The sequence below is a fragment of the Flavobacterium sp. NKUCC04_CG genome (assembly GCF_019345525.1).
GTDB lineage: Bacteria > Bacteroidota > Bacteroidia > Flavobacteriales > Flavobacteriaceae > Flavobacterium.
Genome location: NZ_JAHKRA010000009.1, coordinates 91,688 through 112,522, shown reverse-complemented (window position 1 = coordinate 112,522; position 20,835 = coordinate 91,688). Strand labels below are relative to the sequence as shown.

Annotated in this window: 22 protein-coding genes; 4 read left to right on the top strand and 18 right to left on the bottom strand. The window is 35.3% G+C overall.

The window, feature by feature from the left end; translation table 11 throughout:
* Positions 1 to 161: 161 nt before the first annotated feature.
* A complete protein-coding gene (locus KO524_RS09110) occupies positions 162 to 857 on the bottom strand; it encodes a LytTR family DNA-binding domain-containing protein (RefSeq protein ID WP_219293169.1) in 696 nt (231 codons plus the stop codon).
* Positions 830 to 1,834 (bottom strand): sensor histidine kinase, encoded by a 1,005-nt coding sequence (locus KO524_RS09105; protein WP_219293167.1) that lies wholly within the window; start codon positions 1,832 to 1,834, stop codon positions 830 to 832. Before KO524_RS09105 ends, KO524_RS09110 begins: the two co-directional genes overlap by 28 nt.
* Positions 1,835 to 1,970: 136 nt before the next feature.
* Between KO524_RS09105 and KO524_RS09100 the strand changes: the two genes are divergently transcribed.
* The 3 genes from KO524_RS09100 (at position 1,971) to KO524_RS09090 (ending at position 5,923) form a co-directional block, all read left to right on the top strand.
* Positions 1,971 to 2,516: a DUF1697 domain-containing protein gene (locus tag KO524_RS09100; protein ID WP_219293165.1), complete on the top strand. Its 546-nt coding sequence runs from the start codon at positions 1,971 to 1,973 to the stop codon at positions 2,514 to 2,516.
* Between the two features lie 188 nt (positions 2,517 to 2,704).
* Positions 2,705 to 5,101 carry a TonB-dependent receptor gene (locus KO524_RS09095; protein ID WP_219293163.1) on the top strand — a complete coding sequence of 799 codons (2,397 nt, stop codon included), beginning with the start codon at positions 2,705 to 2,707 and terminating at the stop codon, positions 5,099 to 5,101.
* Positions 5,102 to 5,104: 3 nt separating this feature from the next.
* Entirely contained in the window at positions 5,105 to 5,923 is an 819-nt protein-coding gene (locus KO524_RS09090; protein ID WP_219293161.1) for a DUF4249 domain-containing protein, read from the top strand.
* A gap of 683 nt (positions 5,924 to 6,606) precedes the next feature.
* Here the strand turns inward: KO524_RS09090 and KO524_RS09085 are convergent.
* The 12 genes from KO524_RS09085 to KO524_RS09030 form a co-directional block, all read right to left on the bottom strand.
* Entirely contained in the window at positions 6,607 to 7,437 is an 831-nt protein-coding gene (locus KO524_RS09085) for an enoyl-ACP reductase (RefSeq protein WP_219293159.1), read from the bottom strand.
* A 12-nt stretch (positions 7,438 to 7,449) separates the two neighbouring features.
* Positions 7,450 to 7,971 carry a hypothetical protein gene (locus KO524_RS09080; RefSeq protein WP_219293157.1) on the bottom strand — a complete coding sequence of 174 codons (522 nt, stop codon included), beginning with the start codon at positions 7,969 to 7,971 and terminating at the stop codon, positions 7,450 to 7,452.
* Between the two features lie 7 nt (positions 7,972 to 7,978).
* Positions 7,979 to 9,634 (bottom strand): DNA repair protein RecN, encoded by a 1,656-nt coding sequence (gene recN / locus KO524_RS09075; RefSeq protein WP_219293155.1) that lies wholly within the window; start codon positions 9,632 to 9,634, stop codon positions 7,979 to 7,981.
* A 19-nt stretch (positions 9,635 to 9,653) separates the two neighbouring features.
* A complete protein-coding gene (locus KO524_RS09070) occupies positions 9,654 to 10,538 on the bottom strand; it encodes a DUF4835 family protein (protein WP_219293153.1) in 885 nt (294 codons plus the stop codon).
* A complete protein-coding gene (gene coaBC, locus KO524_RS09065; RefSeq protein WP_219293151.1) occupies positions 10,531 to 11,739 on the bottom strand; it encodes a bifunctional phosphopantothenoylcysteine decarboxylase/phosphopantothenate--cysteine ligase CoaBC in 1,209 nt (402 codons plus the stop codon). Before coaBC ends, KO524_RS09070 begins: the two co-directional genes overlap by 8 nt.
* 13 nt (positions 11,740 to 11,752) lie before the next feature.
* Positions 11,753 to 12,070, bottom strand: a complete 318-nt coding sequence (locus tag KO524_RS09060) for a DNA-directed RNA polymerase subunit omega (protein WP_219293150.1) — start codon at positions 12,068 to 12,070, stop codon at positions 11,753 to 11,755.
* A 7-nt stretch (positions 12,071 to 12,077) separates the two neighbouring features.
* Entirely contained in the window at positions 12,078 to 12,884 is an 807-nt protein-coding gene (locus tag KO524_RS09055) for an outer membrane protein assembly factor BamD (RefSeq protein WP_219293148.1), read from the bottom strand.
* Between the two features lie 254 nt (positions 12,885 to 13,138).
* Complete coding sequence (locus tag KO524_RS09050) at positions 13,139 to 13,648, bottom strand: ferritin (RefSeq protein ID WP_219293147.1); 510 nt, start codon at positions 13,646 to 13,648, stop codon at positions 13,139 to 13,141.
* Positions 13,649 to 13,661: 13 nt separating this feature from the next.
* Complete coding sequence (gene dapA / locus KO524_RS09045; protein WP_219293146.1) at positions 13,662 to 14,555, bottom strand: 4-hydroxy-tetrahydrodipicolinate synthase; 894 nt, start codon at positions 14,553 to 14,555, stop codon at positions 13,662 to 13,664.
* 4 nt (positions 14,556 to 14,559) lie between these two features.
* Positions 14,560 to 15,072 carry a hypothetical protein gene (locus tag KO524_RS09040; RefSeq protein ID WP_219293144.1) on the bottom strand — a complete coding sequence of 171 codons (513 nt, stop codon included), beginning with the start codon at positions 15,070 to 15,072 and terminating at the stop codon, positions 14,560 to 14,562.
* 158 nt (positions 15,073 to 15,230) lie between these two features.
* Positions 15,231 to 17,231: an NAD-dependent DNA ligase LigA gene (gene ligA / locus KO524_RS09035; RefSeq protein WP_219293141.1), complete on the bottom strand. Its 2,001-nt coding sequence runs from the start codon at positions 17,229 to 17,231 to the stop codon at positions 15,231 to 15,233.
* Between the two features lie 11 nt (positions 17,232 to 17,242).
* Positions 17,243 to 17,716, bottom strand: a complete 474-nt coding sequence (locus KO524_RS09030; protein ID WP_219293140.1) for a DUF6495 family protein — start codon at positions 17,714 to 17,716, stop codon at positions 17,243 to 17,245.
* Between the two features lie 259 nt (positions 17,717 to 17,975).
* Between KO524_RS09030 and KO524_RS09025 the strand changes: the two genes are divergently transcribed.
* A complete protein-coding gene (locus tag KO524_RS09025) occupies positions 17,976 to 18,446 on the top strand; it encodes a DinB family protein (protein ID WP_219293138.1) in 471 nt (156 codons plus the stop codon).
* Positions 18,447 to 18,480: 34 nt separating this feature from the next.
* On the opposite strand, the gene KO524_RS09020 is transcribed toward KO524_RS09025, so the two are convergent.
* The 4 genes from KO524_RS09020 to rpsF form a co-directional block, all read right to left on the bottom strand.
* A complete protein-coding gene (locus KO524_RS09020) occupies positions 18,481 to 19,452 on the bottom strand; it encodes a YafY family protein (RefSeq protein WP_219293136.1) in 972 nt (323 codons plus the stop codon).
* A 159-nt stretch (positions 19,453 to 19,611) separates the two neighbouring features.
* Positions 19,612 to 20,055: a 50S ribosomal protein L9 gene (rplI, locus tag KO524_RS09015; protein ID WP_219293131.1), complete on the bottom strand. Its 444-nt coding sequence runs from the start codon at positions 20,053 to 20,055 to the stop codon at positions 19,612 to 19,614.
* Positions 20,056 to 20,070: 15 nt separating this feature from the next.
* Entirely contained in the window at positions 20,071 to 20,370 is a 300-nt protein-coding gene (rpsR, locus tag KO524_RS09010; protein WP_219293237.1) for a 30S ribosomal protein S18, read from the bottom strand.
* Between the two features lie 2 nt (positions 20,371 to 20,372).
* On the bottom strand, positions 20,373 to 20,714 hold the full coding sequence (gene rpsF, locus KO524_RS09005) for a 30S ribosomal protein S6 (RefSeq protein WP_219293129.1): 342 nt from the start codon (positions 20,712 to 20,714) through the stop codon (positions 20,373 to 20,375).
* Positions 20,715 to 20,835 lie beyond the last annotated feature (121 nt).

The window sequence follows — 20,835 nt, the reverse complement described above, 5'->3', positions numbered from 1 at the left end:
TTCAAAAAATCAGGCCGTCTCACAACTCGAGACGGCCTTTTTTTAATGTTTTTGCGTAAAAATGGACTGTACTGATGAGAACCTAAAATTTTTTAGAAAATAGAATCCCCCATTACGTAGACTGTCTTTTTCAATAGCTATCTCCTATTTTGGTTTACTCGCTATAGAAGATCCATCAAAATTTGATACTTTCGCCCAATTGGAATCTGGTAATTATCTTCTAAATACAGTATGTTTTTCTCATTTTTCACGATGTGTTTTTTATTGACAATAAAAGAACGATGTACTTGTACAAAATATTCAGAGACCAAATCTTCTTTAATACTTAATAAAGATCCATATATAAGATAAGCACGAGTCCGCCCCGATACAAAAATCTTAACATAATTGCCTGCACTTTCAACGAATAATATAGACGACAAGCTCAAGTCCACCACCATACCATTCTCTCTCACACTAATATGTGTTTTCACTTGCTTTAGGTGAACCCGCTGTTTACAAAATATTTTTGCCTTTTGAGTTGCTTTAATAAAATGGGTGAAAGAAACGGGTTTTAAAAGATAATCCACCACATCTAACTGATAGGATTCCAAGGCAAAATCAGAATAAGCTGTTGTAATAATCGTTATGGGTTTTTCAGGTAAAATCCGCAACAATTCTAAACCCGTAATCAACGGCATATTAATATCTAGAAACAAAATATCTACTTTGCTCTCTTGAAGTTTTTGCAAGGCTTCAGAACTACCATAAGCTTGCCCAACTACTACTAAATCATCACATTGGTTAATATGTGACTGAATAACCTGATGTGCCGGTTTTTCATCATCTACTATAAAACAGTTATAGGGAGTTGCCATAAATATAACACTACTTTAAAATTTCCGTTCGTCGACTCTATGTCTAATTTGTACTTAATTGCCGTAACCTCTAAGCGTCTTTTTAAATTTTCTAAGCCCATTCTTGTACCCTCAACCTTTTCTGAATTTGGTAAACATCCATTTTCAATAGAAAAAATCAAATCTCCTCCATCCAAATCTAAACGAAGAGAAACCATAGCCTTTTCCGTTTGAGCAGAAAATTTTAGTGCATTCTCTACCAACAAGATAAATAATAATGGTGGTATTTTATGCCTGCTAAATATACCTGAATACTCTTGAACAACCGTTAAATTATTACTCTTAAACTGATGGTAACTGATATACTTTTTAATAAAATCCACCTCTTCAAAGATACTTATATAATCTTTTTTGGTAGACTCGATTTGATATCGAAGCAACTCTGCCAATTCCAAAATCCGATTTGGGGTATCTTGCGGATTAGACAAGGCCACACCGTAGAGATTATTTAGCGCATTGAGCAAAAAATGAGGATTGAGTTGCAATTTTAAGACCTCTAATTCGGCTTCTGTATTCAATAATTTTTTTTGAGTTGTAATCACATTCTGATGAATCCAAACATGGATAAAATAAACACCTGTACCAACAAAATTAATAACAATAACACTACCAATTTGATTAGCCAAGGTATCGTGATCATTTCTATACAGATTTATTTTAGTAGCTACAGCTATGTAGAATGCCCACCATAAAAAAGAAAACAAAAAAAATAGCTGGTATTTTTTATTTAGCAAAAACGGTTTTACGATTACCGTATTATGAAAAAAGATAAAGGCGTAGATCAGGGTCAATACCAACACCAATTCGTCAATAATCGTTTGAGTTGTCATCACCTCCGTAGCATCAAAATACTGCGCAGTAAAAAAAATGATAAATAAAAAGAGATACATAGCCATGTTCCTCAACCAAATATTCGAATAAGTCCATTTCGTATTCATGACATCAAAAGTAAAATAAAAAAGCCTAATACTTCTCTATAAAAAATAATCGCATTTTTCTTCCAAATAATTACGGCTGTTTCATCATGTCTAAAAATAAGATACATTTACAGCTTAGCTAACAAATAGTAGTTTTATGACAACATATATTTCGATTTTAAGAGGCATCAATGTTGGAAGCCATAAACGAATCAAGATGATTGCACTACGCAAATTGTATGATGAATTAGGTTATAAAAACATCCAAATCTATATTCAAAGCGGAAATATCGTATTTCAATGTCAAGAACAACCACAACAACTCATTGAGAAACAAATCGAGCAACAAATTCAAAGAGAATTCGGATTTGAAGTTCCTGTAATAGTAATGGATACCTTAACCCTCGCTAACATTATAGAAAACAATCCCTTCAGCAGCGAATCCAATCCGACCTTGCTTCATGTAACGCTGCTTGCTTCAACACCAGAGCAAAAAAATCTAGACAAACTCAACCTTCAAAACTACTTACCCGACCAATATCTGATTAGTAACCAAGCTATTTATCTATATTGCTTAACGGGATATGGTAAAACCAAACTAACCACTAACTTTTTTGAAAATATACTCCAAGTAAAAGCCAGCACCCGAAACTGGAAGACCCTTTTACACCTATCTAAAATGGCAAAAGAAATCGATATTTAATTTATTTTAAGTTTTTCAATTATTTGTAAAACAAACTATTAGCTAATTTTATAAAAGTATTCTAAATTTTTAGTTTATTCATTAAATTTATTCGAAAACCTTTTGTATAAATTTTCAGTTCTTCAAAATAATTACCACCATAGTTTCGTTCTAAGTGCTAAATTTGTGTGTTTAATTAATAAATAATTATGATTCTAAAAATTGTGAGACCGGGTTCACTAAACCTGTATTGCCTCTTGATTAGCTTTTTCTTATGGACTTCGTCCCATGCTCAAGAAAAATTTACGCTAAGCGGTATTATTTCAGATACTAAAAACAATGAAACATTAATTGGTGCTTCGATATATATAGACGAAATCAATAATGGGACCAGTACTAATGAATATGGTTTTTATTCCATATCGTTGCCCAAAGGAACTTATACCTTGAAAATTGACTATGTCGGATTTTCGACTCAATATAAGAAAGTTGAATTATTGAGCAATACAAAACTCAATATTGCTTTGGATACCGACTCCGAACAACTCAACGAAGTGGTTATTATTCAAAATAATCCAAGAGCTGTAATCCGCAAGCCGGAGATGAGTGTTAATAAAATGTCCATTAACGAAATCAAAAAAATGCCCGTAGTGATGGGAGAATCCGACATTTTAAAGTCCATTCTTTTGCTACCTGGTGTTACCAATGCTGGTGAAGGAGCTTCTGGATTTAATGTTCGCGGGGGTTCTGCAGGACAAAACCTTATTCAATTAGATGAAGCAACTGTTTACAATTCTTCCCATTTATTTGGTTTTTTCTCTGTGTTTAATTCCGATGCAATAAAAGATTTAAAGCTGTACAAAGGAGGAATACCTGCGCGATTTGGTGGTAGAGCCTCATCAGTACTCGATATATTTCAGAAAAATGGAAATAGCAAAGAGTTTCATGGTACCGGTGGGATAGGATCTATTTCGAGCCGACTAATGCTCGAAGGCCCTATTGTAAAAGACCGTTCGTCTTTTCTAATTGCCGGTAGAGGTTCATATGCCCATTTGTTTTTAAAACTTACAGACATCAACAGTACTGCCTATTTTTATGATTTAAACACCAAATTAAACTACAAAATCAACGATAACAACAACTTGTACTTATCTGGATATTTTGGACGCGATGTTTTTAAGTTTAGTGATTTCCTTAGCAATCAATTTGGAAACACCATGGTTAATCTTCGATGGAACCATTTGTTTAACGACCAACTTTTTGCCAATACGTCCTTGATTTATAGCGATTATTATTATGGACTTAAATTGGACTCCACCGGTTTAGATTGGGATTCCGGTATTAAGAACTACAACTTTAAATACGATTTAAAACATTATTTATCCGATAAACTTCAATTAAACTACGGTGTAAACGCCATTTATTATGACTTTAATCCGGGTAAAATATCACCTACAAAACCCGATTCACCTATAAACGAACGTCAACTACAACAGAAACACGCTTTTGAGCCCAGTGTCTATTTAGAAGCGGAACAACAACTAACAGAAAAAATAGCGGTAAACTACGGATTGCGCTATAGTATGTTTTACCGTCTAGGGTCTCAATCCATGAATATCTACGCCAATAATCAAGCCGTAGAATACGATGAAAAACTTCATATCTATTCGAAGGGAACCCCAATTGGTACCCGAGAATATTCGTCCGGAGAAACCATCGAGAGTTTTCAGAATTTTGAGCCGCGATTCTCCATTTCATATGCATTCAATGACGACCAGTCTGTTAAGGCTAGTTTTAACCGTATGAACCAGTATTTGCATTTAATTTCCAACACTTCTTCCCCAACTCCGTTGGATATTTGGGCACCTAGTGATGCTTTCTTAAAACCGGAAATGGTCGATCAAGTTGCATTGGGATATTTTAGAAACTTCGACAACGACAAATATTCTTTAGAACTGGAAACCTACTTTAAAAAAGGAAAAAACAAGGTTGATTATATCGATGGTGCAGATTTGATCGCCAATGATGCTATCGAACAAATTATATTAACGGGAGAATCTCGCTCGTATGGTTTAGAACTTATGTTTAGAAAAAACACGGGAAAATTAACCGGTTGGATTTCCTATACCTTATCTAAATCGGAACAACGAACTCCTGGGCGAACTCCACAAGAAATAGGTATCAACAACGGAGAATGGTATAGAAGTTCCTACGACAAAATGCACGATTTATCCATAATGGCTGTTTACGAATTAAACAAAAAATGGCTTTTTAGCGCGAGTTTTGCCTTACAATCTGGGCGACCAATTACCTATCCTAACGGTCAATACGAATACCTTGATGTACGTATACCAAGTTACGACCTACGCAACAAAAACAGTTTACCCGCTTACCATCACTTAGATATTTCTGCCACTTATGTATCGAAACCCGATAAAGAAAAAGGTTGGCAAGGAGAATGGGTTTTTGGAATCTATAACTTGTATGGCCGTAAAAATGCCGCTTCAATAAACTTTAGAGAAAGCGATATCATAGGGCAAAATGAAGCGGTCAAAATGTCTATTTTCGGAATGGTACCTAGCGTAACTTATAATTTTAAATTTTAATCGATGAAAACATATATAAAACTATTTTTTGGTTTGCTCTTTAGCTTAGGTCTAACGAGCTGTGAAACCGTGGTAGATATCGATTTACCTACAGCAGAACCGCGTTTGGTTATTGAAGCCAATTTGGATTTTAATATTCGAGCTTTTAACGGCGAACAAATGATTCGTTTGTCGTTGACCACCGATTACTATTCCAAAGAAATTCCAAAAGTACATCAAGCCATAGTTACTGTTGAAAGCAGCAATGGAAAAGTATTTATATTCACCGAAAAAGGACAAACTGGCGAATACTACTGTGATTATTTCGCAGCCAATCTGGAAGATACTTATAAACTGCAAATCGTTTATGAAAATGAAGTGTATGAAGCGACAGAGAATCTTATAGAAGTTCCGGAAATTATCGAAGTAGAACAAACAATTACAAAAATATTTAGTGAAGAACTTTATCAGATAACTTCGTACTTCCAAGATAACCCCGATGAGGACAATTACTACTTGGTACGTTATGAACTGGAAGGCGAAAAAAATTCGTATAGCGTTTTTAGTGACAAATTTTCCCAAGGTAAAAAAATGGAAACTTCCTATTTTAGTGATGAAATAAAAATTGGTGACGAGCTAAATATTCGTCTCTATGGGATATCAAAGTCCTATTACAATTATATGAATACCTTATTGGGAATTATTGAAGGAGGTGGTGGTCCGTTTGAAGTTCCCACAGGGCAAGTTCGCGGAAATGTTCAAAATATCACCGATCAAAAAAACTATCCACTCGGCTATTTTAGACTCACTCAATACGACACTAAAAAACATATTATAAATTAATTGACGAGGCTGTCTCCAAAGGACAGCCTCTCTTTTTTTTATATTTATCTGTAATAAAACAAATCGTTTAGACTTTAAGAATCAATAGAACAACAAGCTATTATGCTAAGAGACTACACTAAACATAACTGTTTGGAGTTACGAGGCTGTCTTCTTATTTAAACCACTACTCGTTTATAATTTACGTATATCGCTATAGCATTATAGTTCCTCAAAATACTTCCGTATGCCATTATTTACCGCGTATATGGTTTGGGGTTTCCCAACCAATTATACCATATTGACTAATTGCTACAATTTTAGACAAATCCGCTATTCCACTTTCATAAACTCACATTTTATTCATTAACTAACCTTTTTGTAAGTAGGTTCTATACATTGTAGAAAGCAGCTATTTTTACAAAAAAACCGATGAAACAATTGTATTTTCATTTCATTTACGCTCTTTACTTCATTTCAATTACAGCAGCACAGAGCCCGTACAACACAGTTTCCTTCCAAATTATATAGAAGGACCTAATGAAGCGGAAACAATTGCTTAAATAAGCTGCATCAGTAATTAGTGGTCTGTAATTGTAAAATTTCACATCAACACCTGATAGCCCAACATCCCTAATTACAATACCGCAAAAAAAATGGGACAATCTGAAAAGAAAGTCCCATTTTTAAACTATTATTTTAAACTATACTTTAGAATCGTCCGAACCTCTTTCAAAGGCTTCCATCACTTCTTGACTAACTCCCATATTTGAGAATCCTCCGTCGTGAAATAAATTCTGTAAGGTCACTTTCCTAGTTAAATCCGAAAACATGGTAACTACATAATTAGCGCAATCCAAAGCAGAAGCATTCCCTAAAGGAGACATTTTGTCTGCGTAAGAAATAAATCCTGAAAAACCTTTAACGCCTTGCCCAGCTGTAGTAGCCGTTGGAGACTGAGAAATCGTGTTAACACGAACTTTTTTATCTTTCCCAAAAAAGTATCCAAAACTACGAGCAATAGATTCCAAATATGCTTTGTTATCCGCCATATCATTATAATCAGGAAAAACGCGTTGCGATGCCATATAAGTCAATGCAATAATACTTCCCCATTCGGTCATAGCATCTTTTTTATACAAAACTTGCATTACCTTGTGGAAAGAAACAGCAGAAACATCCCAACCTTTTTGGGTAAAATCATATTTATTCTCCGTATAAGGGATGCTTTTACGAACGTTCACAGACATACCGATAGAATGCAGTACAAAATCTATTTTACCTCCTAAAATAGCTACTGCCTGATCGACCAACTGTTCTAAATCTTCCATAGATGTAGCGTCAGCAGGAATTATTTGAGAACCGGTTTTTTTAGCCAATTGATCTAAAGTACCCATTCTCATTGCAATAGGTGCATTGGTAAGTACAAATGTCCCTCCCTCTTCGTGTACGCGTTCTGCCGTTTTCCAAGCGATTGAATTTTCGTCAAGTGCGCCAAAAATAATTCCCCTTTTCCCTTTTAACAAATTATACATAAACTATATCTTTTAAATAAATTTTAATTTAAGTTTTTCAAATATACTCATTTTATCTTTTACCCTTTCTCCATTTAATTTCAGTGTCTCGATAAACGAGTTTGAATACGAATGGTATTGCGCTTTTCGATAATATTTATATGCGCTTATAAAATCTAAGCCTATTTCATATAATCGTCCCAATTCGCAGTAATACGAACCTAAGTCGGGGTTTCCTACTGTATTAATAGCAAAGTCTATATGTTTTTTGGCTTCGTCTAACCGCTTTAAATCAACCAATAAATAAGTGTAATTCAAATATGCAGCTCCATAAGTTGGTTCAAACTTCATCGCCAATTGGTAGTGGTATTCCGCTCGAGCATAATCATAGAGTTTATAATAAAAAATCCATCCCAAATGATTATGAGCCCGTCCGAAATCAGGTATCTCCGATAAAATACCCTCTATGATTTCTTTACCCATAGCCGCATCCCCATCTGAAATTAAACGATCTGCTTTTATAAACTCATTTTCATAATGATTGATTCCCTCCATAACTTCCCTATTTGTTCAGTAATTCTTTCGCGTGTACAAGTGCCGATTCGGATATATCTTTTCCCGAAAGCATCTGAGCAATTTCAACAATGCGTTCTTCATCATTTAACAACACCAATTGCGAGGTGGTTGAATCGTCTACAGTGGTTTTAAAAACCTTATAGTGATGATCTCCTTTGGCTGCGATTTGAGGTAAATGCGTAATCGAAAGCACTTGCATTTTCTGACTCATCCGTTGCATGATGACACCCATTTTATCTGCAATTTCTCCAGAAACACCGGTGTCAATTTCATCAAATATAATCGTAGGCAAATGAGAATACTGCGTCAATATCGCCTTTATAGCCAGCATAATTCGCGACAATTCTCCACCCGAAGCAACTTTTTTCAACAATCCAAAATCGATCCCTTTATTGGCTGAAAACAACAATTGTAAATCATCCATACCGTTGTTTAAAAACGATTTATTTGGCTTAATCTCAAATTGAAAAGCAGCGTTAGGCATACCTAACAAACGCAGCAATTCTAAAAGTTTTTCCTGCAAAACAGGAACGGCCTCTTTCCGTTTTTGGGTTAACTGCGCTCCTAAGTCTTTTAATGCATCTTCTTGACTTTTTAAATCCTTTAAGAGTTTATCAATTCTCGTATCTAAATCACTACCAGAGAAAAGTTTTTCATTTAATTCACTTTCAATAACCAACAACTCCGCTATACTTTGAACCTGATGCTTTTTTTGTAAGGCATAAATCAATTGCAACTTTTCATCAATAGCACGCAATTGTTCTGGATTGTGAACCAATGCTTCCGTTTGTAATTCCATTTCATTGGTCACATCATTAAGTTCGATTTCTACACTGTGGATGCGCTCAAACAATTCCTTGAAATCACTTGAAAAACCCGCAATCCGTTGTAGCGCAGTACGTACTTCCTTAAGTGCTGTATTAACCCCAATTTGATCTTCGTTAAGCAAACTCCAAGACTTGGATAAAGCTTCTTTTACGAATTCAATATTATTTAATTTTTCATAATCGGATTCCAAAACTTCTTGCTCGCCCGCTTTGAGTTGTGCTTGAAACAACTCTTCAGACATAAAAGTATGGTAATCGCGTTCTTTAATCCAATCGGCTTGTTCGGTTTGTAAACTTTTTAATTGGGTCTGCCCTTTTTTAAAAATGCTTAAAGCGCGTTGATATTCTGAAAGTATGGAGCTATTATTTGCTACGGCGTCCAAGATTTGAATCTGATAAATTTCGTCAGACAATTCTTGAGTTTGATGTTGAGAATGAATATCTATAAGTGCCACTCCCAGATCTTGTAGAGCAGATAAATTCACTGGACTGTCGTTGACAAAGGCTCTAGATTTACCCGAAGGAAGAATTTCTCTACGCACAATAGTCGTTTCTTCGTAATCGATATCTAAGTTCTCAAATAGGGGTTTTAAGTTGTAAGCTCCAATTTGAAAATGGGCTTCAATAACACATTTTTCGTCTTTGGCTTTGAGCGAACTCAAATCGGCTCTTTTTCCCAAAATCAAACCTAAAGCACCCAGTAAAATAGACTTCCCTGCTCCCGTTTCACCCGTAATAATGGTAAAATGATTCGAGAAATCAATTTCCAAACGCTCGATTAAAGCAAAGTTTTTAATGGATAATACGCTCAGCATGAATGGTTGTTTTAAGCAATTATAAATTATTCCATTTGAAAGAATTCAAAGGAGAAATTTTATTTAAAGTTTCGACGGTCTTTTGCTTATTTACATTTGGTCCACCAGATAAAATAGAAACAATTTCGTCTGCTTTTGCATCAAAGAAAATACGCAATAAAAAAGCATTTGGTCTTACGGCATATAATTTGGAAAGGGTATCGATAGCAGTCATCACTGCTTCTTTTCCCTTTTTAGTATCATCTGCCATTTTATCTAATCCCTGAAGGTGATATATATACAGCGACTCTCTAAAGGCATCATTTGCTGACGACATAATGTCGTTTACCAAGAAATACCTATTATTGTTACCATCGCCTTGAGCCCAGCCTTTATAGCCACTTTGTTGTGCCATAGACACTATACTCGACGCGTTTTGATAATAAGCAGTTCCGCCATTTTTTGAAAAAGAATCGGCATCCAATCCCAAAATAATATTGATATAGTAGCCCACCAAGCCCATTAGATTAGAATCGAAATTATTGGGGTTGTAATTTAAGTTTTCAAATTGGGTGTAGGGAAAACTAATATCTTTATCGTTAAAGTTTAACAAGGGAGATGTATAAGTCGAATTATAAATAATCCGAGACGATTGCACTTGCAAACTACCCGATATCACATTGTTTTCATAAGCGGTAACGTTAAAAAAAAACGTACAATCTATTTTTTCATTGGAGCCAAAATTTTTAGAAGTCCAACGGTTGGTATTGATATAATCTTTTAAAGAAGTTTCTAGCGTTTTAAACACTTGCATATTACTGTTTCCAATCTGACTGTGATTGACAGTCACGGTAGCATTGAATTCTTGTGCCAAAACAACAGTAGAATACAACAGCACAACAAATGACAAAAATATTTTACGCATAGTGATCCTTTATTTTATTGATAATATCTACCGCAACTGCTTCTTTGGATTTTAAATCCATAGGTTCAACATGAAAGTTTTTATCGATAAATGTCACTTTATTAGTAGGTAAACCAAAACCGGCACCCGCGTCATTTAGTGAATTTAGTACAATTAAATCCAGGTTTTTCCTACGTATTTTTTGTTGGGCATTTTCTATTTCGTTTTCAGTTTCTAAAGCAAAACCAATTAAAAACTGTTGTTTTTTAACGGCTCCTAAAGAAGCTAAAATATCGGGATTTTTTTCGAGTTCAATAACAAAATCGTCTGCAGATTTTTTTATTTTTTGTACAGCTACCTTTTTAGGTCGGTAATCGGCTACGGCGGCAGCGCCGATAAACACATCGGTATCGTCAAAATACTTATGGCATTCATCATACATTTCTTGTGCCGATAAAACTGAAATAACGCTAACCAAGGGATGCTGAATATGTTGTTGCGTTGGCCCTGTCACTAAAGTCACTTGAGCACCTTGCTCAGCAGCTGCTATAGCAATATCAAAACCCATTTTTCCAGACGAATGATTACCTATAAAACGCACCGGATCAATCGCTTCGTATGTAGGTCCGGCAGTAATTAGTATTTTTTTTCCGCTAAGAGATAGCGTTTGCGATAAGGATTTTGATAAAAAAGCTAAAATATTTTCGGGTTCAGCCATTCTGCCTTCACCAAAAAGACCGCTTGCCAATTCCCCTTTCTCAGCGGGAATCATCAGGTTTTTATAAGATTCTAAAACCTTTAAATTATTTTGCGTAGAAGGATGGATATACATATCCAAGTCCATAGCAGGAGCGAAATAAACCGGACACTTTGCCGACAGATAAATCGCCTGTAATAAGTTATCACACGCTCCATTAACCATTTTTGAAATGGTATTGGCCGTAGCAGGAGCAATGAGTATTAAATCAGCCCAAAGCGCTATTTCGACATGGTTATTCCACGTTGAAGTAGCCTGATTTGAATTAAAAAAATCGGTATAAACCGGTTTTTTTGATAGGGTTGACAATGTAAACGAAGTAACAAATTGATGAGAAGCAGGTGTCATGATTACTTGAACCTCGGCACCTGCTTTTATCAATAGTCTCACTAAACTTGCCGTCTTATATGCGGCAATTCCACCAGATATACCCAGTACTATTTTCTTTCCGCTTAAAACTGACATGTTGTAGTATATATTATTTCACAACTTCTTTATAAGTAATATCTCCATTTAACCATTCTTCCACTGCAAGAGCATGTGGTTTAGGCAATTTTTCGTAAAACTTAGATACTTCGATTTGCTCTTTATTTTCAAAAACTTCATCCAAACTATCGTTATACGTTGCAAACTCATCCAATTTATCTAACAACTCTTTTTTGATGTCTGCGTTGATTTGATTCGCTCTTTTTGCAATAATAGTTATCGCTTCATAAACATTCCCTGTAGGCTCCTCAATCTTGTTTTTGTTGTAGGTAATTGTGTTTACTGGAGCATTCGTTTTCTTTAAATCCATCCTAAAATTATTTTGAAAATTGTTGTAAATCGTTATTAACTCGTTCCAACATTCTGTCGGCCTGATTTCTATATTTTGTATCCTCTTTAAACCTAATTAAAGCCTCATACATGGTTTTTGCATTTTCTAAACGGTCTTCCATTTTAGAATACACACTGTTAATCGCTAAATTATATGCAGAATCAAATTTATAATATAATGCATCTTCTTTATATATGGTTCCTGGATAGTCAAAAATAAAATTATCCAAAGCAATAATTGCAGCAGTATAATCTCTGGTCCAACCACCAATAGTGTTTAATTGTTTGGCATTTTCAAAAGTTTTTTTCTCCAATTTCTGATTCGCCTTGGTCATGATTTGGTTTGCCTCAATGGCATATTCTGATGCCGGATATGTATCGATAAACTCCTGCAACTTTGTAATGGTTGCATGTGTAAATCCTTGATCTAAAGAATAGACCGGCGACAAGGCAAAAGTAGACTTTATTTCTAACAATAAAGCTTCTTCATGGTGTGCACTCTTAGGATAAGCCGCAGCAAATAATTTGTAACGCTCTCTAGCCAACATATAATCCTTTACAAAATACGATGAATTGGCAAAGTTAAAAAACATCATTTCTGCATCTGGCGTTCCCCTACCTACACGCTCTAATTGTTCATAAAGACGGAGTGCTTTTCTATACTTTTTTTGATCATATAATTGTTGTGCTACTTCTCTTTTATAAGCGACATCCTCAGATTTCATCGCTTTTTGAAGCGGGCTACACCCGACTAATACTATCATTAAAAGAGACAAGCATATATATTTTTTCATATGTAGGTATTATTTCATATTTAGGTCACATGCTATCGCTTTCTCTTTAAACCTGCTTGTTTACAACAAACCCATTATAAGTAACGATTTCACATAGTCTATGGTTTACAACAAAAACTTCCCGAGACAGTTCTATGAAAGCAAATGCAAATTTAAGTATTAATTGGATTATAAAAAACCTTTTTATAGTAAAAAAGAAAAGATGTCAATATTAGACACCTTTTCTTGAATTTTTTCAAGATTTTATAAACAAACTATACCGTTAGCTTTACTTGTTGATTAAAGTTCTTAAGATCATTATCAAACAAATAAAGTCCGCCTTTATCGTCTCCAATTAAATTAATTTTATCTAAAATAGTACGTGCTGTAGCTTCTTCTTCGATTTGCTCAGAAACATACCATTGTAAGAAATTATGCGTCGCATAGTCGCGCTCTGTCAAAGATATATGCACCAAGTCGTTAATACTCTGTGACACATATACCTCATGGTCAAACAATTGTTTAAAAAGCGCCTTAAAAGAAGTATGATCCAGTTCTGGTTTGGAAATTGCAGGAATATCCGCTACTCCACCTCTTTGATTGACATATTTAATCAACTTCAACATATGTTGACGTTCTTCATCGGACTGAGCATACATAAAAGTAGCAATTCCTTCAAATCCTTGAATTTCTGCCCAAGAAGCCATTTCCAGATATATCTGAGATGAATCTCCTTCAATTTTCACTTGTACGTTTAATGCTTTTTGTAAATCTGCTGATAACATGATTCTTATATTTTTATAGATTGGCTAATTTATAATTTTTAGTAACAAATGATTCAATCCTATTTGCTAAATCTTCGTTAACATTAACTAAGGGCAAACGTACTGTTTTCCCTGTCACCTTCATCGCCTGCAACATTTCTTTTATTCCAGCCGGATTTCCTTGTTCAAAAATCAAGTCAATACTTTCTGCCAATTGGTAGTGAAGCGCATAAGCCTCATCAACTTTCCGATTCAATCCCAATCGAATCAATTCAGAAAACTCCGTTGCAAATCCTTGACCAATTACCGAAATTACTCCAGATCCGCCTGCTAAAACCATTGGCAAAGCAATCATATCATCTCCTGAAATCACTAAAAAGTTTGCGGGTTTATGTTGAATCAACTGCATCGCCTGAACCAAATCGCCTGCTGCTTCCTTAATTCCAATGATATTCGGAAATTCACTAGCCAGTCTAATTACAGTACTCGGCAACATATTACTCGCCGTTCTTCCCGGAACATTATATAAGATTATAGGCAAAGGAGAACTCAAAGCAATTGCTTTAAAGTGTTGATAAATCCCCTCTTGAGTAGGTTTATTATAAAAGGGAGAAACCGAAAGTATAGCTGCAAACCCCTTTAGATTCTCAGCATTCAATTCTTCAATAACTCCAGCCGTATGATTACCACCAACACCTAAAACCAAAGGTAATCTCCCCTGATTAGCATCAATGATTGTCGCCTTTACCAATTCCTTTTCAGCTTTGGACAAAGTAACCGACTCAGCAGTAGTACCCAAAACCACCAGATACTCCACACCACCTTTAGTAACATGCTCCACCAATTGCTCTAAAGCTTCAACATCAACGGAAAAATCACTTTTAAAGGGAGTTACCAAAGCAACTCCAGTACCCACAAATGATTGCATTTTCTTATTTTTTTAAAATTTCTATATATCTAAACAATTCGTCTATATAACTTTTATGTTGCCCGGTTTCCAATTGCAATACGAAGTGGTTATTATTGATTTTTACACTCGAAAACCCCACTTTAAACTTTGCTTTTGAATGCGCAGTACACCACAACAACAACGGCTCATCAAGGTCGTAATAACTAATTAACAATTCGAATTTTTTTTGAATAAAACCTTCAACCTTTTCGTCTTTTAGCTGTCCCCTTGTATCAAAATGACTTGCTTTTATAGCGATTTCATTGGCTTTTAAAGTCTTTAAATCGGCATTACTAATCAAAAAAACCAGCTGCTCGGGTTTGATTCTATGTTTGCTTAATTCCTGTATTATTAGTTCCCTATTAGGGAAATCTTTTTGATTTAAGATTACTCCCACCTCTTTAATTTCTCCAAGCAAATCGATTTTCTGTCCTTTTAACAATTGTGCTTCGGCCGATTTTTTAAGGATTTTGTACTTTAATATATTTAAAAACATAGGCTTGATTGTTCTTTACAAAGTTAACCAATTTAAACTTACCTAAATTGTGAAACCCCAAAAAGAAAATACTGCTTTTTAAACTTTTTACAAAACTACCGTACTTTTACGACACTAAATAGCACTCAACCTTACTTTTAAATATAGAAAAACACTTATTACTGAACTAATTTTATAAAATCATCTTCTGACAAGATATTGATTTTTAACTTATTTGCCTTCTCTAATTTTGCAGGCCCCATATTGTTACCAGCAACAACATAAGTGGTTTTGGCAGAAATAGAACTTCCGATTTTACCTCCGTGATCTTCTATTAACTGTTTGAGTTCTTCTCTAGAGAATTTTTCAAAAACCCCAGAAACCACAAATAGCATTCCCGAAAAACGATCGGATATGGCAGTGCTTTCCTTAAACTGCATTTCGAACTGCACTCCATAATTCTTTAATCGTTCGATCAAACTTTTGTTTATGTCATTTTCAAAGAAATCAACCACACTTTGCGCAATTTTCTCTCCAATTTCATCGACTAAAATCAAATCCATCAGTGTTGCTCTAGACAAAGCTTCTATCGTTTTGTAGTGATTTGCCAGTTTTTTCGCAACCGTCTCACCTACATAACGGATTCCCAAAGCATATAGTACCCGCTCAAATGGAACCTGCTTCGATTTCTCGATACCGTTTATTAAATTCTCAGCAGATTTATCCGCCATACGCTCCAAGTGTACCACCTGTTCTTTTCGCAGCTCATATAAATCGGCATAGTTTTCTATCAAATGATTATTGACTAATAAAGCCACCGTTTCTCCACCCAATCCCTCAATATCCATGGCTTTTCTGGATATATAGTGTTGAATTCTCCCTATAATTTGGGGTGGACAGCCGTAAAAATTAGGACAATAATGTTGTACCTCACTCTCTTTTCGCACCAATTCCGTTTGACACTCTGGACAATGCGTAATATAAACAGTAGGCACAGAATCCAATGGACGTAAATCAAAATTCACACCAACGATTTTGGGTATAATTTCGCCACCTTTTTCTACATATACCGAATCGCGCTCGCGTATATCTAATTTTTCAATTTGATCTGCATTGTGCAATGAAGCCCTCCGCACCGTTGTACCGGCTAACTGTACCGCTTGTAAATTTGCAACTGGAGTAATGGCTCCTGTTCTACCTACTTGATAAGTAATAGTATTTAATATGGTTTCGGCTTGCTCCGTTTTAAACTTATAAGCAATAGCCCAACGCGGTGATTTTGAAGTATATCCCAATTCCTGTTGATGATCAATAGAATTTACTTTAACCACCACTCCATCGGTTTCATAGGGCAAGTCTTGACGGTGTTTATCCCAATAATCTATAAATTCAAAGACAGCCTCCATATCTGGAGCCAATTGAGCATTAGGAGGCACTTTAAAACCCCATTCTCTGGCTTTCGTTAATCCTTCGAATTGGGTAGTAAATGGCAGCTCCTCTCCAACAATAGTGTACAAAAGGCATTCCAATGGTCGGCGCGCCACTTCGGCACTATCCTGTAATTTTAAACTACCCGATGCGGTATTTCTAGGATTTGAATAAGGATTTTCTCCGATTTCAATCAAATCCTGATTCATCTTTTCAAAACCTTTAAACGGCAAAACGATTTCTCCACGTATATCAAATTTATCGGGATAATCGCCTGATAACCGAATAGGAACCGACTTAATAGTTTTTATATTATTGGTTACATCATCTCCTTGAATACCATCACCTCGCGTTACAGCACGTTTTAAGATACCATTCTCATAAGTAATACTTATAGAGGCCCCATCGTACTTAAGCTCACAGGTATAGGTCACAGCAACATCACCCAGTCCTTTTTGAACACGCTTCTCCCACTCCAATAAATCTTCTTTGGAATAGGAATTATCCAAAGAGTACATTCTGAACTGATGAGCAACCGTTTCAAAGTTTTTTGTTATAGCCCCTCCAACGCGCTGCGTCGGAGAATTTTCGTCGTAATACATTGGATGCTGCTGTTCCAATTGCTCCAATTGCTTGAGCTTTTGATCAAAATCAAAATCAGTAACTGTCGGCTTATCCAATACATAATAATTATAATTATGGAGGTTAAGCTCCTCTCGCAAAGCATTGATTTGTTTTAATACATCATCCATAATCCTTATAATTATAATTTCAACATTTCCTTAAATTCCCCATACAAAGTTCCTTCACTCAAGATGGCCCCTTGCTGAATAATCCCGAAGAGCTCTGTATTGCGATCACCTTCAAAATCTTTAGCTCCATACTTAACTTCTACCTCATCGGTAAAAATGGCATCGCTTAACCATTGCAAACCCTTTTGAGATAAAAAATCAACATCTTGTTTTAGACTTTTGATTACTATCGTATCGATTCGAGTTTCGTTGCAAGAAAATAAGAAAATGTGATTTTTAGAATAGTGCTCCAAAAATTTTGCTTTTGTCAATACGCCCTCCCAAATCAAATCGGAAAAAACATCCAATTCCTGATCAGCTACTTGAGGTTTTTTCTCCTTAATCTCATCCCATTCCTTTTTATCAATCTGCTGAGAAACCAAAAAATTAATAAATTCTTGGTGCATTTCCTCAAATTGCTCCTTGGTCAAACGACTGTATTTCATAATGATATATTTATTAACCGAGACCGCTCACCTCATTTGCAAACCATCTTTACAGGTACTACAAAAAGATGTCGTCTAAGTAATTTCAATTTATATTTTTAAAAATCAAAAATACGACACTTTCTAAATCTTCCCCTATTTTTATACAAAAAACCACTATAACTTTTATTTAAAAAAAACAAAATCGTCCATCAACTACTGACAAACAGTTGTCATAGACACCCCCTAATTTTGAAAAATAATTTAAAACACAAATACTATGAACACAAACATCTTATCAAAAGAAGAGCTGTTAATCCATTGGCAAGGACATCGCGCGTCAACCCGCAGGACAATTGAACTTTTTCCAGAAAAAGACCTTTTTGAATTTACCATCGGAAACATGCGCCCTTTCTCAGTTATGATTCACGAGATACTCGCCATAGGCGTACCTGGTTTAAAGGAAATCATATCAAGAGAACCTTCTGTATTTACAGAACACACCAATCTTTACAAGACCAAAGAGGAACTCTTACAACAATGGGACAAGGACACCATCGCAATCAATTCGCTCTACGCTTTAATTCCCGAAACGGATTTCCGTTTAGAATTCAATCTGTTTGGACAATACAACAATTCGCTCACAAACAGCATCTTCTATTTTATAGATAATGAGATACACCACAGAGCACAAGCTTTTGTCTATCTGAGAGCACTGAACATAACACCACCTTTTTTCTGGGAACGTTAAGTACAAAAAAATCCAGTTTTAAGACTGGATTTTTTTATGATTTTAATTGATCAATATTTTTAAGATTTTCACTAATAAATGCCCGAACCGTTTCCCTAAGACTTTCGGGTTCCAAAATCTTCGCTTTATCACCAAACATCATATACCAGCGAGCAAATCCATTATTCAAGTTTGTACACATAAAGGTCATCTCTACTTGATCTCCCTTTTCAATCTCACTGTGAAAACCAAAATAATCTCGCTCCCACTTCAAATGCTTAACGACGTCCTGATCTACAGAAATTCTTACTTTTACAAGACTTGCCAAGTCTTGTTGTTGCTTTTCCAAATAAAACTCTAAAGACTTATGTTGCCTTTCAAACGGTTTTTCTGTTAAATCAACTTGATGTACCCGATCTAATCGAAACTGCCTATAATCCAAGCGCAAATGACAATATGCTACAAAATACCAAAAGCCATTTTCGTGAAAAACTCCAACCGGCTCTACCAACCTCACTGACGGCATCAAGGCCTCTACACTTTGATAAGTAATAGACAGACAGAGGCGCACTGAAATCCCTTCAAACAACAAAGACAAACCCTCCGGCACCTCTTGATTAAATAGTTCTGTTTTAGAACGGACCAACACCTTGCTTTCTACCGTCGAGACCACCGCTTTATCGGTAGTGCGCAACATGGCTTTCATCTTGTATAAAGCCGAACTGAATTGTCCACTAAGATTTTTATCGAGATAAGTGCTCATCAGCTTTTCCGCTACACCAAAACTCAAAGCTTCTTCTTTTGTAAAAAGGACCGGTCTCATACGAAACCCATCAACCAAAGAATACCCCACACCAACTTCGCTGTACACGGGAATTCCCGCTAATTCTAACGAACGAATATCCCTATAAATAGTCCGCAGGCTTACCTCAAAACGAGCTGCCAATTCCTGTGCCGTAACCACTTTCTTAGACTGCAATTGAACCAGTATTGCCAATATCCGATCAAAACGCTTGTTGATATCCATGTTGGAACTTTTTATGTATTAAGGCAAAAATAAATATTTATTGGTAACTAGTAATCAGTAATCAGCATGCGGAAGAATATTACTTACACTAACCTCAAAGTACCTATAACAAAAAAAGCCTTCTCGTTGGAGAAGGCTTTAGTATATCAAATCAATTGATTATTCTTGCTCAGCAATAACTTCGTAAGGAATTTCAATGATTACATCACGATGAAGACGAACAGTCGCTTCATATTTACCAGTACGTTTGATGATACCAGAAGTGATGAATTTTTTATCGATACTTTGACCGTTTTTAGCAAAAACTTCAGCAAGATCATTATTGGTTACAGAACCGAATAATTTTTCTCCACCAGCCTTAACCGTGATCTTAATATCTAAAGCTCTAAGCGCCTCAGCGATAACATTCGCATCAGCAATTACTTTAGCTTCTTTATGAGCTCTTTGCTTTAAGTTTTCAGCCAATACTTTCTTTGCAGAAGGTGTAGCCAAAATAGCAATCCCTTGAGGAATTAAAAAGTTACGTCCGTATCCCGGTTTTACCGAAACTAAGTCATCTTTAAATCCTAATTTTTGTACGTCTTGTTTTAAAATAAGTTCCATAGTTTTCGCCTCTTTTTATTTTAATAAATCAGCCACATATGGCATTAATGCTAAATGACGAGCTCTTTTAACAGCTACAGAAACTTTTCTTTGGTATTTCAAAGATGTTCCTGTTAAACGACGAGGAAGAATTTTCCCTTGTTCGTTTACGAATTTCAATAAGAAATCTGGATCTTTAAAATCGATATATTTAATACCTGATTTTTTGAAACGACAATATTTCTTAGCTTTGTTTGTTTCTATATTTAAAGGCGTTAGATATCTGATATCTCCGTCTTTTTTTCCTTTTGCAGATTGCTCAATAGTCGACATAATAATTAAGCTTTTTTAGATTTTAATTTCTCTCTTCTTCTTTCAGCCCAAGAAATTGCATGTTTGTCCATACTTACAGTAAGGAAACGCATGATTCTTTCGTCACGACGGAATTCAGTCTCTAAAGCGATCAAGATCTCTCCAGTTACTGTGTATTCGAATAAATGGTAAAAACCACTTTTTTTGTTTTGGATTTCGTAAGCCATTTTTTTCAAGCCCCAATCCTCTTTTGATACCATCTGTGCTCCTCTAGAAGTAAGAAATTCCTCAAATTTCTGTACTGTTTCCTTTACCTGAGTTTCAGATAAAACGGGATTCAAGATGAAAACAGTTTCATAATGATTCATAAATATTAGATTTTATTTGTTATAAAATTGGGTGCAAAAATACGCTTTTATATTTAGAATACAAACTTTGCCAAACTCTTTTTCAATCAACCGTAATAAAAAGAAGAGGCAGCCTCCTATT

Bases quoted from the DNA above. Each gene is read 5' to 3' on its own strand.
- coaBC (WP_219293151.1), bottom strand. From the start codon at position 11,739: ATGTCAGTTTTAAGCGGAAAGAAAATAGTACTGGGTATATCTGGTGGA.
- rplI (WP_219293131.1), bottom strand. From the start codon at position 20,055: ATGGAACTTATTTTAAAACAAGACGTACAAAAATTAGGATTTAAAGAT.
- KO524_RS09060 (WP_219293150.1), bottom strand. From the start codon at position 12,070: ATGGATTTAAAGAAAACGAATGCTCCAGTAAACACAATTACCTACAAC.
- KO524_RS09050 (WP_219293147.1), bottom strand. From the start codon at position 13,648: ATGTTATCAGCAGATTTACAAAAAGCATTAAACGTACAAGTGAAAATT.
- KO524_RS09080 (WP_219293157.1), bottom strand. From the start codon at position 7,971: ATGGAGGGAATCAATCATTATGAAAATGAGTTTATAAAAGCAGATCGT.
- KO524_RS09090 (WP_219293161.1), top strand. From the start codon at position 5,105: ATGAAAACATATATAAAACTATTTTTTGGTTTGCTCTTTAGCTTAGGT.
- KO524_RS09085 (WP_219293159.1), bottom strand. From the start codon at position 7,437: ATGTATAATTTGTTAAAAGGGAAAAGGGGAATTATTTTTGGCGCACTT.
- KO524_RS09110 (WP_219293169.1), bottom strand. From the start codon at position 857: ATGGCAACTCCCTATAACTGTTTTATAGTAGATGATGAAAAACCGGCA.
- KO524_RS09070 (WP_219293153.1), bottom strand. From the start codon at position 10,538: ATGCGTAAAATATTTTTGTCATTTGTTGTGCTGTTGTATTCTACTGTT.
- ligA (WP_219293141.1), bottom strand. From the start codon at position 17,231: ATGGATGATGTATTAAAACAAATCAATGCTTTGCGAGAGGAGCTTAAC.
- KO524_RS09105 (WP_219293167.1), bottom strand. From the start codon at position 1,834: ATGAATACGAAATGGACTTATTCGAATATTTGGTTGAGGAACATGGCT.
- KO524_RS09030 (WP_219293140.1), bottom strand. From the start codon at position 17,716: ATGAAATACAGTCGTTTGACCAAGGAGCAATTTGAGGAAATGCACCAA.
- KO524_RS09055 (WP_219293148.1), bottom strand. From the start codon at position 12,884: ATGAAAAAATATATATGCTTGTCTCTTTTAATGATAGTATTAGTCGGG.
- KO524_RS09100 (WP_219293165.1), top strand. From the start codon at position 1,971: ATGACAACATATATTTCGATTTTAAGAGGCATCAATGTTGGAAGCCAT.
- KO524_RS09040 (WP_219293144.1), bottom strand. From the start codon at position 15,072: ATGTTTTTAAATATATTAAAGTACAAAATCCTTAAAAAATCGGCCGAA.
- dapA (WP_219293146.1), bottom strand. From the start codon at position 14,555: ATGCAATCATTTGTGGGTACTGGAGTTGCTTTGGTAACTCCCTTTAAA.
- recN (WP_219293155.1), bottom strand. From the start codon at position 9,634: ATGCTGAGCGTATTATCCATTAAAAACTTTGCTTTAATCGAGCGTTTG.
- rpsF (WP_219293129.1), bottom strand. From the start codon at position 20,714: ATGAATCATTATGAAACTGTTTTCATCTTGAATCCCGTTTTATCTGAA.
- KO524_RS09020 (WP_219293136.1), bottom strand. From the start codon at position 19,452: ATGGATATCAACAAGCGTTTTGATCGGATATTGGCAATACTGGTTCAA.
- KO524_RS09025 (WP_219293138.1), top strand. From the start codon at position 17,976: ATGAACACAAACATCTTATCAAAAGAAGAGCTGTTAATCCATTGGCAA.
- KO524_RS09095 (WP_219293163.1), top strand. From the start codon at position 2,705: ATGATTCTAAAAATTGTGAGACCGGGTTCACTAAACCTGTATTGCCTC.